The 12,184-nt window shown below is 72.8% G+C and carries 13 protein-coding genes; 6 read left to right on the forward strand and 7 right to left on the reverse strand.

From position 1 onward, the window contains the following. The first annotated feature begins 5 nt into the window (after positions 1 to 5). Complete coding sequence (locus ACFZBD_RS10005; RefSeq protein WP_391138422.1) at positions 6 to 473, forward strand: pyridoxamine 5'-phosphate oxidase family protein; 468 nt, start codon at positions 6 to 8, stop codon at positions 471 to 473. Positions 474 to 655: 182 nt separating this feature from the next. Here the strand turns inward: ACFZBD_RS10005 and ACFZBD_RS10010 are convergent, their stop codons facing one another. Next, entirely contained in the window at positions 656 to 1,561 is a 906-nt protein-coding gene (locus ACFZBD_RS10010; protein ID WP_391138424.1) for a LysR substrate-binding domain-containing protein, read from the reverse strand. Between the two features lie 74 nt (positions 1,562 to 1,635). On the opposite strand from ACFZBD_RS10010, the gene ACFZBD_RS10015 reads away from it, so the two are divergent. Next, positions 1,636 to 2,721 carry an EamA family transporter gene (locus ACFZBD_RS10015; RefSeq protein ID WP_391138426.1) on the forward strand — a complete coding sequence of 362 codons (1,086 nt, stop codon included), beginning with the start codon at positions 1,636 to 1,638 and terminating at the stop codon, positions 2,719 to 2,721. A gap of 92 nt (positions 2,722 to 2,813) precedes the next feature. On the opposite strand, the gene ACFZBD_RS10020 is transcribed toward ACFZBD_RS10015, so the two are convergent. Continuing rightward, entirely contained in the window at positions 2,814 to 4,145 is a 1,332-nt protein-coding gene (locus ACFZBD_RS10020) for an aminotransferase class I/II-fold pyridoxal phosphate-dependent enzyme (RefSeq protein ID WP_391138428.1), read from the reverse strand. 35 nt (positions 4,146 to 4,180) lie between these two features. Here ACFZBD_RS10020 and ACFZBD_RS10025 point away from each other — a divergent pair, with 35 nt between their 5' ends. Further along, positions 4,181 to 4,843: a pyridoxamine 5'-phosphate oxidase family protein gene (locus tag ACFZBD_RS10025; protein WP_391138430.1), complete on the forward strand. Its 663-nt coding sequence runs from the start codon at positions 4,181 to 4,183 to the stop codon at positions 4,841 to 4,843. Positions 4,844 to 4,854: 11 nt separating this feature from the next. After that, a complete protein-coding gene (locus ACFZBD_RS10030) occupies positions 4,855 to 4,989 on the forward strand; it encodes a hypothetical protein (RefSeq protein ID WP_391138432.1) in 135 nt (44 codons plus the stop codon). Positions 4,990 to 5,066: 77 nt separating this feature from the next. Here ACFZBD_RS10030 and ACFZBD_RS10035 read toward each other — a convergent pair whose 3' ends face one another. Further along, positions 5,067 to 6,074, reverse strand: a complete 1,008-nt coding sequence (locus tag ACFZBD_RS10035; RefSeq protein ID WP_391138434.1) for an EamA family transporter — start codon at positions 6,072 to 6,074, stop codon at positions 5,067 to 5,069. Positions 6,075 to 6,115: 41 nt separating this feature from the next. Next, positions 6,116 to 6,793 carry a Clp protease N-terminal domain-containing protein gene (locus ACFZBD_RS10040; protein ID WP_391138436.1) on the reverse strand — a complete coding sequence of 226 codons (678 nt, stop codon included), beginning with the start codon at positions 6,791 to 6,793 and terminating at the stop codon, positions 6,116 to 6,118. A gap of 331 nt (positions 6,794 to 7,124) precedes the next feature. Between ACFZBD_RS10040 and ACFZBD_RS10045 the strand changes: the two genes are divergently transcribed. Further along, positions 7,125 to 7,553 carry an SRPBCC family protein gene (locus ACFZBD_RS10045; RefSeq protein WP_391138438.1) on the forward strand — a complete coding sequence of 143 codons (429 nt, stop codon included), beginning with the start codon at positions 7,125 to 7,127 and terminating at the stop codon, positions 7,551 to 7,553. Between the two features lie 77 nt (positions 7,554 to 7,630). Here the strand turns inward: ACFZBD_RS10045 and ACFZBD_RS10050 are convergent, their stop codons facing one another. Then, on the reverse strand, positions 7,631 to 8,293 hold the full coding sequence (locus ACFZBD_RS10050; protein WP_391138440.1) for a helix-turn-helix transcriptional regulator: 663 nt from the start codon (positions 8,291 to 8,293) through the stop codon (positions 7,631 to 7,633). 203 nt (positions 8,294 to 8,496) lie between these two features. Here ACFZBD_RS10050 and ACFZBD_RS10055 point away from each other — a divergent pair, with 203 nt between their 5' ends. Then, positions 8,497 to 9,306, forward strand: a complete 810-nt coding sequence (locus ACFZBD_RS10055) for a PhzF family phenazine biosynthesis isomerase (protein ID WP_391138442.1) — start codon at positions 8,497 to 8,499, stop codon at positions 9,304 to 9,306. Between the two features lie 119 nt (positions 9,307 to 9,425). Here the strand turns inward: ACFZBD_RS10055 and ACFZBD_RS10060 are convergent, their stop codons facing one another. Beyond that, positions 9,426 to 10,205: a type II CAAX prenyl endopeptidase Rce1 family protein gene (locus ACFZBD_RS10060; RefSeq protein ID WP_391138588.1), complete on the reverse strand. Its 780-nt coding sequence runs from the start codon at positions 10,203 to 10,205 to the stop codon at positions 9,426 to 9,428. Positions 10,206 to 10,390: 185 nt separating this feature from the next. Next, positions 10,391 to 11,890: a glutamate-cysteine ligase family protein gene (locus ACFZBD_RS10065; RefSeq protein ID WP_391138445.1), complete on the reverse strand. Its 1,500-nt coding sequence runs from the start codon at positions 11,888 to 11,890 to the stop codon at positions 10,391 to 10,393. Positions 11,891 to 12,184 lie beyond the last annotated feature (294 nt).

Consider the following 12,184-nt stretch of genomic DNA (forward strand, 5'->3'; position numbering starts at 1 on the left):
GGGCGATGACCGTCACACAACGCCGTGGACGCCGAATCATGATGAGTCCGGCCGAGCTAGACACCTTCCTCACCGAGCAGCGCACCTGCCGGGTCGCGACTGTCTCCGCCGACGGCCGGCCGCATGTCGGTGCGCTGTGGTTCGTCTGGGACGGCACCTCGCTCTGGCTGTACTCGATCACCCGGAGCCGCCGCTGGGCGCAGTTGCGCGCCGACCCGCGGATCGCGGTGGTGGTCGACGACGGGGAGGAGTACGGAGAGCTGCGCGGTGCCGAGCTGTCGGGCACGGCGGTCTTCGTGGGCGAGGCTCCCCGTACGGGTGAGCCCTGCCCGGAACTGGAGGTCCCCGAGCGCCTCTTCGCGGCGAAGAACTTCGGCCTGGAGACGATGCCGCACGACGGCCGGCACGCCTGGCTGAAGCTGACTCCGGATGCGATCGCCTCCTGGGACTTCCGCAAACTGGCCCGGCTCTGAGCTCCGGGGGCGAAGGCCCCCCACAGACCGAACCGGCGAACCGGCGACCGAACCCGGACGCCGGGGCCGCCCGACTCCCGGACCCGGGCCTCGGACCCCCGACGCCGGACCCCCGACCCCCGGACCTCCCCACCCCCGACCCCCGCCTACGGACCTCGGTCGCGAGACCTCGCAGCCCCGTCTCAACTGCTCTGTGCGGCCCCCGCCTCTCTCAGCGCCCCCACCGCCGCCCGGATGGACGGCCGCCGGGCGGCGTCCGCGCGCCAGGTCGCGTAGATGTGCCGGCGCATCTTCTGGCGGACGGGAACGAAGGCGACCCCTTCCGGCGGGCGGCCGCGGCCGAGCCGGGGTGTGACACAGACGCCGAGGCCGGCCGCGATCAGGACGAGCTGGGTGTGGTGCTCCCCGGCGAAGTGCGCGATGCGCGGCTCGATGCCCTGGGAGCGCAGGGTGAACAGCAGCCAGTCGTGACAGAACTCGCCCTCGGGCCACGACACCCAGTCGTCGTCGCCGAAGTCCTCCAGGTCGACCTCGGCGCGGCCGGCCAGCGGATGGTGCGCGGGCATGGCCACGTCGGCGGCGTCGTCGAGGAGATGGACGCGCTCCAGGCCGCCCGGCACGGGGGCGCGTTTGTTGCTCCAGTCGAGCACGATCGCGAGGTCGGCGTCGCCCCGCAGGACTTCCCGGATGCCCCGCTCCGGCTCCATCTCGGCGGTCCGCACCCGCAGGTCGGGGTGGTCCACGCGCAGGGCTCCGAGCGCGCCCGGGAACAGCCCGCGGGCGGCCGTCGGGAACCCCACGACGCGCACCTCCCCCACCACCTGGCCGCGCTGCGCCTCGATGTCGGACTGGGCGAGCTCGACCTGGGAGAGGATGCGGGCGGCGTGCTCGGCGAGGAGCAGTCCGGCGTCGGTGAGCCGCACTCCCCGCCCGTTCTTGGCGAGGAGCTGCTGCCCGACCTCCCGCTCCAGCTTCGACAACTGCTGCGACACGGCCGAGGTGGTGACGTGCAGCCCGTCCGCCGCGCCACTGACCGACCCGTGCCGCGCCACGGCGTCCAGGGTCCGCAGGCGCTCCAGATTCAACATGTAAGCAATACTAAGGGAACTCCTCCAAGAAATCTCGCTTGTTCTACGAGATGGGAGGAGTCACTCTGAGAGGCATGAGCTCCGTCGCCCCGTCCCGGGCCCCCTCTCGCGCCCCTCGCCGCTCCGCCATGCTGGACTGGCGCGTCCGCTTCGGCGTCCTCGCCCTGATCTGGGGCTTCAGCTTCCTCCTCATCAAGGTCGGCACGGAGGGGTTCGCTCCGTTCCAGGTGACCTTCGGCCGTCTCCTGTTCGGTACGGCGGTGCTCGCCGTCGCCATGGCGATCAAGCGTGAGCGCCTGCCCAGGGGCGCCCGCACCTGGCTCCACCTCTCGGTCGCCGCGTTCCTCCTGAACGCCCTGCCGTTCTCGCTCTTCGCGTACGCCGAGCTGACGATCCCGTCGACGCTCGCCGGCATCTGCAACGCCACGACCCCCTTGTGGGGCATGGTGCTCTCCCTCGTCGCGCTCTCCGAGGACCGGCCGACGCGGGTGCGGGCGGCGGGGCTGGGCATCGGGTTCATCGGGGTGCTGACGGTGCTGGGTGCCTGGCAGGGCTTCTCGGGTCTCGACGTCACCGGCACGGCGTTGGCGCTGCTCGCGTCCTTCAGCTACGCGGTGGGGTGGATCTACGTCCGTCGCACGCTGAGCGGAACCGGCGCCTCCCATCTCTCCCTCGCGGGCTCCCAGGTCGCACTGGGCACGCTGCAACTGGCCGTCGTGACCCCGATGTTCACCTCGCTCCCTCAGTCGGTCGAGATCGTCCCGCTGCTCGCCGTCATCACCCTGGGGGCGCTGGGGACGGGGTACGCGATGCTGCTGCAGTACGGGATCGTGGCCGAGGTGGGGCCGACGACGGGGGCAATGGTCACGTACTTCATCCCGGTCATCGCCACGGCCGCGGGCGTCGCGGTGCTGGGCGAACAGCTCTCCTGGAACACCCCCGTCGGCGCCGTCATCGTCCTCGCGGGCGCGGCCCTCACCCAGACGCGCGGCCCCCGCCGCCGGGCCGGGGCGGCGACACCGATCGCTGCGGCGGCCGTCGCTCCGCCGGCCACGGAACCCCTGGCACCCCTGCCCCCGGCGGCGACACCGACCGGGGCGCCCACCCCCGGGAACGCCGCCGTGCGGTCTCCCGCCGCTGCCGCCGGCGCATGCCCCTAGGGAGAGACCGGAAGATGTCGGGCGGGTCGTTCGGGACACGGCTCGCCCACCGGGGACCCTGCGGGCGGACGACGCCACGTCCGAAACACGACCTAGCCGTACGTGCGTGCCGGAGCCGGCCCCGCCGCCGAGGCGATCGCGTCGGCCAGGTCCTCGATCTCGTCCACGGCCAGCCCTGAGACGGTCAGCCGGACGGCCGGCCCGGCGTCGATCCGGAAGCGGGCCCCCGGGGCCACGGCCCACCCCGCGCCGATGAGACGGGCCACGGCCCCCGTCTCGTCGGCGACGGGCACCCACACGTTCATCCCGGTGCGACCGTGCGCCTCGATGCCGCGCCGCCCGAGGGCGGCGACCAGTCCGTCGCGCCGCCGGGCGTAGGCCCGCGCGACCTCCGCCGTGTTCACGGCGCCCGTGACCCACAGGTGCGCCACGGCGCGCTGGAGCAGTCTGCTGACCCAGCCGGGCCCGAGCCGCTGGCGCCCGAGGACTCGGTCGACGGTCTCGGGGTCACCGGTCAGGGCGGCGACCCGCAGATCCGGCCCGTACGCCTTGGCGACCGAGCGCACCAGCGCCCAGCGGTCCGTCGTACCGGCCAGGGGGTGCAGCGGCAGGTCGACGAAGCCGTGGCCGTGGTCGTCCTCGATGAGGAGCACGTCCCGGTGGGCGGCCAGGAGGGGGCGCAGCTCCGCCGCGCGGGGCGCGCTCACCGCCGCGCCGGTCGGGTTCTGTGCCCGGGCGGTGACGACGACCGCGCGCACACCGGCTCGCAGCGCTCGTGCCAGGGCGTCCGGCAGCGGGCCCTCGTCGTCGACGGCGACCGGGACCAGCCGCAGTCCGAGCGCCGGAACGAGGTCGAGCAGGCTCCCCCAGCCCGGGTCCTCGACGGCGACGGCGTCTCCCGGCCGGAGGTGGACGGCGAGGATCCGCTCGATGGCGTCGAGCGAGCCCGAGGTGACGGCCATCGGCCCGCCGGGCACCCCGTCCGCGTCCAGCGCGGCCCGTGCCAGCCGCGCGAACTCCTCGTCGACGGGCGCCTCGCCGTACATTCCGGGCCGCTCGGCGTCCCTCAGGGCCGCCTGGGCGAGTGCCGGGCCCAGCGCCGGCAGGAGCGCCGGGTCCGGATTGCCCTTGCTCGCGTCGCGGACGCCCGCCGGGGCGTCCACCCGGATCGAGCCGCGTGCCGTGGTCGCCGGCTTCGGCCGTACCCGGCTGCCCCGTCGCCCGTCCGTCGCGATGACCCCGCGCTCGCGCAGGGTGCGGTACGCGGCCGCGACGGTGTTGGGATTCACCCCCAGGCTCTGCGCCAACTCCCGCATGGGTGGCAGCAGTTGCCCCGGCTCCAGCGCACCGGCGGCCACCCCCCGCTCCACACTCGCGGCGATGTCCGATGCGCGACGACCCTCGATCCGATACTCTCCTAGCACAAAAGAGATTATGCACTAGTGCAATGGAGAGCGCAATGACCGACACCTACGAGCGGACCGAGCGGACCTTCCCCACCCGCGGCCGCGATCGAGCCTCGTACGACCGCGCGCTGGTGCACTCGATACTCGACGAGGCGTACGTCTGCCATCTCGGCTTCGTCCGCGACGGTGCGCCGGTGGTTCTCCCGACGCTGTACGGCCGGGTCGGCGAGCGTCTCTACGTCCACGGTTCGACCGGCTCCCGGCCCCTGCGGATGGCGGGCCGGGGCGCCGAGGCTCCGGGGCTGCCGGTCTGCCTGACCGTCACCCACGTCGACGGCCTCGTGCTCGCCCGGTCCGCCTTCCACCACTCGATCAACTACCGCTCGGTCGTGGTACACGGCACCGCCCACCCGGTGACCGACCCCGAGGAGCGGCGCACCGCCCTGGACGCCCTGGTCGACCACGTCGTCCCCGGCCGCTCCGCCGACTCGCGCCCGGCCGACGCCAAGGAGCTCGCCGCCACGGCGGTCCTCCGGCTCGACCTGGACGCGGTGTCCGCCAAGGTCCGCACCGGCGGCCCGAACGACGACCCCGAGGACGCCGCGCTCCCCCACTGGTCCGGCGTGGTCCCCGTACGCAGGAGCTACGGCACCCCCGTCCCCGCCGACGACCTCGACCCGGCGATCGCCCTGCCCGACTACCTCTCCGCCGTCTGAGAGGGCCCGGCGTGCCCACGTTCAGGTGCGCGAACCGCAAGCCGGAGGCAGTCCAAGGCCGCGTCGTCGCCGCCCTCGCCGAGCGCGACGGGCCCGGCGACAGGACCGCCCGCGTCCACCGGCTCCGCCGCCGTACCGACGCCTGACGTCAGCGGGTCGAACGCCGTCGGCTCCCGTGCGCCCGCACCCGGTCCGCCTGCCCCCGGTGCGCGGCCCCCGTCCGTCAGCTTCCCGCCCGGTCGGCGGGAGCCGAGGCCCGGTCGGCGGGCGGCCCGGATTCGAAGGCGGCTGCCCCGGCCCCCGCCACGGGCTGGGCCGAGGCGGCCTTCGGGGTCGAGGACTGGGCGATGAACGCGCCGATCAGGACCACCGCGCCGCCGATGATCTGCGGGGCGGCCAGGTGCTCCCCCAGGAGCACCCAGGCCAGGACGGTCGCGATCACGGCCTCCAGGCAGGCGACGACGCCGGCCACCTGGGGCGAGAGCCTGCGCACCGAGATGACTCCCGTGACGTAGGCGAGGACGGTGGCGATCAGCACGATCCAGCCGAGCAGCAGCCAGGCCGGCGCGGCGCTGCCGTTCATGTCGGCGGTGCCGCCGAGGACGGACCAGTCCATCCCCCACGGCCGGGCGATGACGGTGAGGACGAGGGCGCCGAAGAGGAGTCCGTACGCGATGACGCCGAGGGGATCGGCCGGGTCCGACTCGTCGCCGCTCTGGTCGGAGAGGACGAAGTAGCCGACCTGGCAGCAGGCGGCGCCGAGGGCGAGCAGCAGCCCGAGCAGGTCGAAGCTCAGCCCGGACCAGACCTGCACGACGCACGCGAGTCCGCCGACGGCGAGGACGACGCCGACGGCTGCGGCGCGGGTCACGGGGCGGCGCTGGACGAAGCGGACCCAGCCGAGCACGAGGGCCGGGGCCAGGTACTCGATCAGCAGGGCCACGCCGACGGGGATGCGGGAGAGGGAGGCGAAGTAGAAGGCCTGGACGCCGGCGACGGCGAGGAGGCCGAAGCCGGCGAGGAGTGCGGGTTTGCGCCTCAGGAGGTCCCGGTGGCGCCAGGCCACGGGCAGCATGAGGAGCGCGGCACCGGCGACCCGGAGCCACACCACATGGAGCGGGTCGAGTCCCGCCTCGATGAGCGGCTTGGCCGCCACACCTGAACCACCGAATGCGAAGGCCGACACCAGGGCGAGTCCCAGGCCGGCGCTTCTCCCCTGAGACGCGTGCATCGGGCCATCATGACAGGGCGGGGACAGGTGCGTAAGTCCCGTTACACCTGTTGAGACAGCTCCGCGATCCGGGTGGTCAGCGTCTGCCCGTCCACCCGCGACCTGCGGAGCACCTCGGCGGCCCTGCTGTCCTGGTCCGCGACGATCGCGGCCAGCAGATCGAGGCCGCGGGCCCGGGGCTCGCCGCGCCGGGCGGCCCGCTCGAAGGCCCGGGCCATGGCAGCCGCGGCGGAGGGGGACCACCCGGCCACCCCGGTCCACCCGGCCACTCCCGCCCGCTCCACCGCGCCCGGCCGGTCCGGCCCGCCCGACCGGCCCAGAGCCCCCGGCCGATCCAGAGTCCCCGGCCACTCCAGGCCGCCCGGCCGGTCCAGGGCGTCCAGCGCCCCCACGGCCTCCGGCGCGTCCCGCCGTACGACGTGTCCGGCGCCGGTCTCCTCGGCCGAGCGCCGCCAGCGGAGCCCGTAGCCGATGGAGCGCTGGACGAGGTATCCGAGCACCCGGGCGAGCTGCGCGGGGCCGTCGAAGACGGCTCCCACCTGGGGATCGGACTCGATGAGGGAGTGCAGCAGATGGGCGGTGTCGACCTGCCGGTCTCCGCCCCGCAGCGCTCTGCGGCGCGCCCCCGCCACGACGGTCGCGAGTTCGACGGTCAGGCCGGAGACGAGGTCCGCGTGGGGGACCGCAGGCTGTCGTGGGCGAGGGACGGGGCTGTGCACTCTCCTACCTCATCAGGTCGCGACGGCCGGAACATCCCCGCGGAGAAGCATGTGTACATCCCACCGGAGTGGGGGCCAGGGGGTGGTTCCTCCTCCTTGGGGATGAGATCGCGCGGATGCGACGTCCGGTACGCGCGCCGTCTTGCCTCCGGCCCGGGACACGATGACGTCCGCTTCCGGTGTCTTCCGTACAGGGGCAGGGGGCCGGCCGCATGTAGAACGACGGCCAAGAACTGACGGTTAATCAGTATTGAATGTTCACGGCCACGCGGCTACGTTCCGCGACACGGGATCCCAACGAGCACACGTGAACGCGTGAAGGGGTGGTCGCATGGCCGAAGTCAGCGCGGAGACACGGATCGAGGCGCCGGCCGAGAAGGTCTGGGCGCAGCTCACTGACTTCTCCTCGTACGGCGAGTGGAACGCCACCCACACGGACTTCCCGCAGGGCGGCCCGGACCGGCTCGAAGCGGGTGCGACCTTCGCCGAGAACATGAAGCTGATGGGCTTCCCGGCCGAGGTGACCTGGACGGTCGAGGAGCTGGAGACGGCGCGGGTGCTGGCCATCCGGGGCAAGGGCCCGATGGGGGTCACGGTCGGCACCCGCTACTCCCTGGCGCCGGAGGGGGACGCCACGACCCTGCGCATCGACGGGGAGTTCACGGGCGCGGCGGTCTCGCTGATGGCGGGCAAGCTCAAGGACTCGGCGACGGCGGCGCTGAACGAATCCCTGCGCAAGCTGTCCGGCCTGGTCGCCTGAGGGGGGCGTGTGACGGAAGGGCCCCGTGGCGATTCGCCACGGGGCCCTTCTTCACGCGCGGTGCTCGTCCTGAACGATCAGTGCTCGTCGGCCAGGATCAGATACAGCTTCTTACGGGCTTCGTTGATGACCCCGACGGCCTTGTTCCGCTGCTCGGCGCTGCCGGTCTTCCAGACCTGCCCGAAGGCCTCCATCAGACCGAAGCCGGCCTGCCGGATCTCGTTCACGGCCTCCCAGTCGACACCGCGCCCGGCCTCTTCCCACGGGGCCTCCGGCCCCGTCTCGGCCTCGGCGCGCCCGGCGTCGGTGAGCGTGAACAGCTTCTTGCCGCCGTCGGTGGCACTCTCGATCAGCCCCTCGTCCTCGAGGAGCTGGAGCGTGGGGTAGACGGAGCCGGGGCTGGGCTTCCACGCCCCGCCGCTGCGCTCGCCGATCTCGCGGATCATCTCGTAGCCGTGCATCGGCCGGTCCTTGAGCAGCGCGAGGATCGAGGCGCGCACGTCTCCGCGCCGCGCCCTGCCCCGCCCGCCGCCTCCACGGCCACGGCCGCCCCCGAAGGGGCCTCCGCCGAACGGCCCGCCGCCGAACCCCGGCCCGAAGGGACCGAAGGCGGGTCGACGCCGCTCGAAGTCACCGTCTCCGAATGCGCCACGACCGAACTGGCCGCGCCCGGAGTCACCCCGCCCACGAGGGCCGGGGCCGCAGTCTCCATGTCCGTGTTCGTGTCCATGAGTACGCATCGCAACGCTCCTTCCATCGGATGACATCATCGAACTGTCGCGATGCTTCAACGATATATCGGAAGCGTTCTTTTGCCAACCCTCCTCGCAGCGAGCACACCGAGGCCGGGCCGAGGGGCGCGCCACGGGCGGCGGACGTCTCGGTCCACCGACGACGGATTGGCCTTGGCCTGGGACTTCACGGCGCCGGTAGCGTCCTGGGCATGCGGATTCGAATCGTCGACGCCTTCACCGACCGACCCTTCTCCGGCAACCCGGCGGGGGTCCTGCTGCTCGACTCCTTCCCGGACGACCACTGGCTCCAGAAGGTGGCCGCGGAGGTCAACCTCTCCGAGACGGCCTTCGCCCACCCGCTGCCCGAGGGCGGCGAGGCGGACTGGGCCCTGCGCTGGTTCACCCCGACGACCGAGGTCGACATGTGCGGCCACGCCACCCTGGCCACCGCGCACGTCCTGCACACCACCGGCGCGGCGACCGGGACCGTCCGGTTCGCGGCCCGCTGCGGCGTCCTCAGCGCCACGGCCGAGGACGACGGCACCCTCACGATGGACTTCCCCACGTCGTCGGTGACCCCCGTCCCCGTCCCGGACGGGCTGGAGAAGGCGCTGGGCGCCGAGATCGTCTCCGTCCACGACACCGCCGCCCACATCGGCGACCTGGTCGTCGAGCTGCGGGACGAGGCGACCGTCCGCTCCCTCGCACCGGACTTCGCGGCCCTGGTACACGTCTCGGACCGGGGCGTCATCGTGACCGCCGCCGCCGAACAGCCCGCGCGGGGTTACGACTTCGTCTCCCGGGGCTTCTTCCCCGGCCTCGGCATCGACGAGGACCCGGTCACCGGCAGCGCGCACACCGCGCTCGCCCCGTTCTGGTCGGCGCGTCTCGGCCGCGACGAACTGACCGGCTTCCAGGGCGGTGCCCGCACCGGCCTCGTCCGCACCCGCCTGCGCGGCGACCGCACCCTGCTGACCGGCCACGCGGTCACGGTCATCGAGGGTGACCTGCACGCCTGACCCGCCCGCGCCGCCCGGACGACGAGGAGGGGCGCACGGCCACCGCCGTACGCCCCTCCTGGTCCGCCCCCTCGTCTCCTCCGCCTCAGCGGGGGTCGGCAGCCGGTCCACTCCCCCGTCTAAGCGGTCGGCAGCCAGTCCACTCTCCCGGCGAGCAGGCCGTACCCGACGAAGGCCACGATGTCGAGCAGCGCGTGCGCCACCACGAGGGGCCCGACCCGCCCCCACCGCCGGTACAGCCAGACGAAGACGACGCCCATCACCATGTTCCCGATGAAGCCGCCGACGCCCTGGTAGAGGTGGTACGAACCGCGCAGCACCGAGCTGGCCACCAGCGCGGCCGTCGGCGTCCAGCCCAACTGGTCGAGCCGGCGCAGCAGATAGCCGACGACGATGACCTCCTCCACGACGGAGTTCTGCACCGCCGAGAGGATGAGCACCGGGTACTTCCACCACACGTCGGGCAGCGACTCGGGCACCACCGTCAGGTTGAACCCGGACGCCCGCGCCACCAGGTAGAAGACGAGACCGGCGCTGCCGATCCCGGCCGCCACCAGCGCGCCGCGCCCCAGGTCCGGCCATGGCCGGGTCCGGTCGAAGCCGATCGCCCGCAGACCGGAACGCTCCCGCACCAGCAGATGGGCGACGAGCAGCACGGGGACGAGGGCGGAGGCGATGCCGAAGAGCTGCCAGGCGAGGTCGAGCCAGGGCCGCCCGGGCGCGTACGAGCCGTTGAGCGTCGCCGCCTGGTCCTTCAGCCCGCCCGGCTTGGTCAGCGAGCCGATGAAACTGATGAGGGCCGAGACACTGCTCGCACCGAGAGAGAGCGCGAGCACGATGAACGTCTCGGACCGCAGGATTCCGCGCGAAGGCCCGTCAGGGGGAAGAGGACCGGCCACCACTCGTTGCTCCGACACCACACCTGTCTCCACTTCCCCATCGCTTCCCGGGTACGGAGATCATGCGCGACGCCGGGCTCCGAGCGCCATTCCCTGCGACAGCCGCCCACCGGCAGCCGTCCACCGGCAGCCGTCCACCGGCGGCCGGTCACCCGGGCGCGGAGGGCCTCAGGCCGAGGGCCGCCTCACACGCCCCCCGCCGGCCACGTGTGCACGGGGTCGCCCTTCCGCATCAGCTCGGCGTACCGGCGCGTCATGGCCGACAGCGCCTCCTCACGGTCCAGGCCGGACTCCAGCGCCCGGTGGAAGGTGTCGGCCTGCCAGGACGCGCCGTTCACCCGCTTCCGGCAGCGCTCCTCGATCACCCCGAGGTAGAAGTCGCGGTCCGCCGGCTCGACGTGCCAGGCGTCGAGCCCGGCCGCGGCCAACGGCAACAGCTCGTCCAGGACGAGCCGTGCAGCGGGCACCGCCGCCACGCCGCCGGAGCGGCCGGGCCGGGGCCAGCGCAGCTCCGCCTCGATCCCGTGCCGGCAGGCCGCGTCGAAGTTGGCCGCCGCGTCCTCGAACGCCAGCCGCTTCCACACCGGCCGGTTCTCCTCCGCCAGCGACCGTACGAGGCCGTAGTAGAAGGCCGCGTTGGCGACGACGTCGGTGACGGTCGGGCCGGCCGGCAGGACGCGGTTCTCCACCCGCAGGTGCGGCACGCCGTCCACCCACCCGTAGACCGGGCGGTTCCAGCGGTAGACCGTGCCGTTGTGCAGCACCAGCTCGCGCAGCTGCGGCACCCCGCCCCGGTCCAGGACGAGCAGCGGGTCCTCCTCGTCGCAGATCGGCAGCAGCGGCGGGAAGTACCGCAGGTTCTCCTCGAAGAGGTCGTACGCGGAGTCCACCCACCGCTCCCCGAACCAGGTCCGCGGCCGCACCCCCTGTGCCTGCAGCTCCGGCGGCCTGGTGTCCGTGGCCTGCTGGAAGAGCGGCGGCCGGGACTCGCGCCACAGTTCGTGCCCGAAGAGGAACGGAGAGTTGGCGCCGACCGCGATCTGCACCGCGGTCACGGCCTGGGCGGCGTTCCACACGGCGGCGAAGCGTGCCGGAGTGACCTGGAGGTGGAGCTGTACCGAGGTGCAGGCGGCCTCGGGCACGATCGACGTGGACGTGCACGACAGCCGCTCCACTCCGTGGATGTCGAGGACGAAGTCCTCCCCGCGCGCGGCGACGATCTGGTCGTTGAGGAGGGCGTAGCGGTCGACGTCCGAAAGATTCTCGGGGACGAGGTCGTGCTGGGCGAGCGTGGGAAGAATTCCGATCATGACCACGCCCGCGTCGACTTCCTGGGCTTTGCGGTCGGCATATCCCAGACCGGTGCGCAGCTCCTCGGCGAGCCGGTCGAATACGCGCCCGGCGAGACGTTGCGGAGCGATGTTCACTTCGAGATTGAACATTCCGAGTTCCGTCTGGAAATCCGGGCTGGCGATCCGCTCCAGGACGCGCCCATTGACCATCCGGGGCATGCCGTCGGGGCCCGCGAGATTGAGCTCGATCTCCATGCCCATGAGATTCCGGGGCCCGTCGAACCTCTTCTCCGCCAGGAGCCTCGCGAGCCCCGCGAGGCACTGCTGGAGCTTCCTGCGGTATCGCTGCCGGTCGGACAGGTCGAACCCGTCCGCCACGACCTTCTCCCCCATCGAGCGTCCTTCCCCGCAATGGGCGGCCGCGGCGACGGCCGCGCGTGTCACGGACGATGATGCCCCGGCGGGCTGATCTATAACGCCTGCGCGGCGACCGTGTTGAACGATAGTCTGGGATGAGTTCCGTCCGGCACACCCCGCGGGCATCCAGCATAGGACATATTCCAACGGCATAATCAACGGAACCGTGCGATCGATTATCGGCCGTCCGCCTTACGGGGAACGTCGCAGGCAGGCGCCACGACACTGCTCCCAGGCCGGGAAATCACCGCACGAATGCGTCCGGATGAA

The organism is Streptomyces sp. NPDC008121 (assembly GCF_042957155.1).
Classification (GTDB): domain Bacteria; phylum Actinomycetota; class Actinomycetes; order Streptomycetales; family Streptomycetaceae; genus Streptomyces.

Coding starts and splice junctions, on each gene's coding strand:
- ACFZBD_RS10005 (WP_391138422.1), top strand. CDS start 6: ATGACCGTCACACAACGCCGTGGACGCCGAATCATGATGAGTCCGGCC.
- ACFZBD_RS10055 (WP_391138442.1), top strand. CDS start 8,497: ATGCGGATTCGAATCGTCGACGCCTTCACCGACCGACCCTTCTCCGGC.
- ACFZBD_RS10045 (WP_391138438.1), top strand. CDS start 7,125: ATGGCCGAAGTCAGCGCGGAGACACGGATCGAGGCGCCGGCCGAGAAG.
- ACFZBD_RS10010 (WP_391138424.1), bottom strand. CDS start 1,561: ATGTTGAATCTGGAGCGCCTGCGGACCCTGGACGCCGTGGCGCGGCAC.
- ACFZBD_RS10035 (WP_391138434.1), bottom strand. CDS start 6,074: ATGCACGCGTCTCAGGGGAGAAGCGCCGGCCTGGGACTCGCCCTGGTG.
- ACFZBD_RS10025 (WP_391138430.1), top strand. CDS start 4,181: ATGACCGACACCTACGAGCGGACCGAGCGGACCTTCCCCACCCGCGGC.
- ACFZBD_RS10015 (WP_391138426.1), top strand. CDS start 1,636: ATGAGCTCCGTCGCCCCGTCCCGGGCCCCCTCTCGCGCCCCTCGCCGC.
- ACFZBD_RS10065 (WP_391138445.1), bottom strand. CDS start 11,890: ATGGGGGAGAAGGTCGTGGCGGACGGGTTCGACCTGTCCGACCGGCAG.
- ACFZBD_RS10050 (WP_391138440.1), bottom strand. CDS start 8,293: ATGCGTACTCATGGACACGAACACGGACATGGAGACTGCGGCCCCGGC.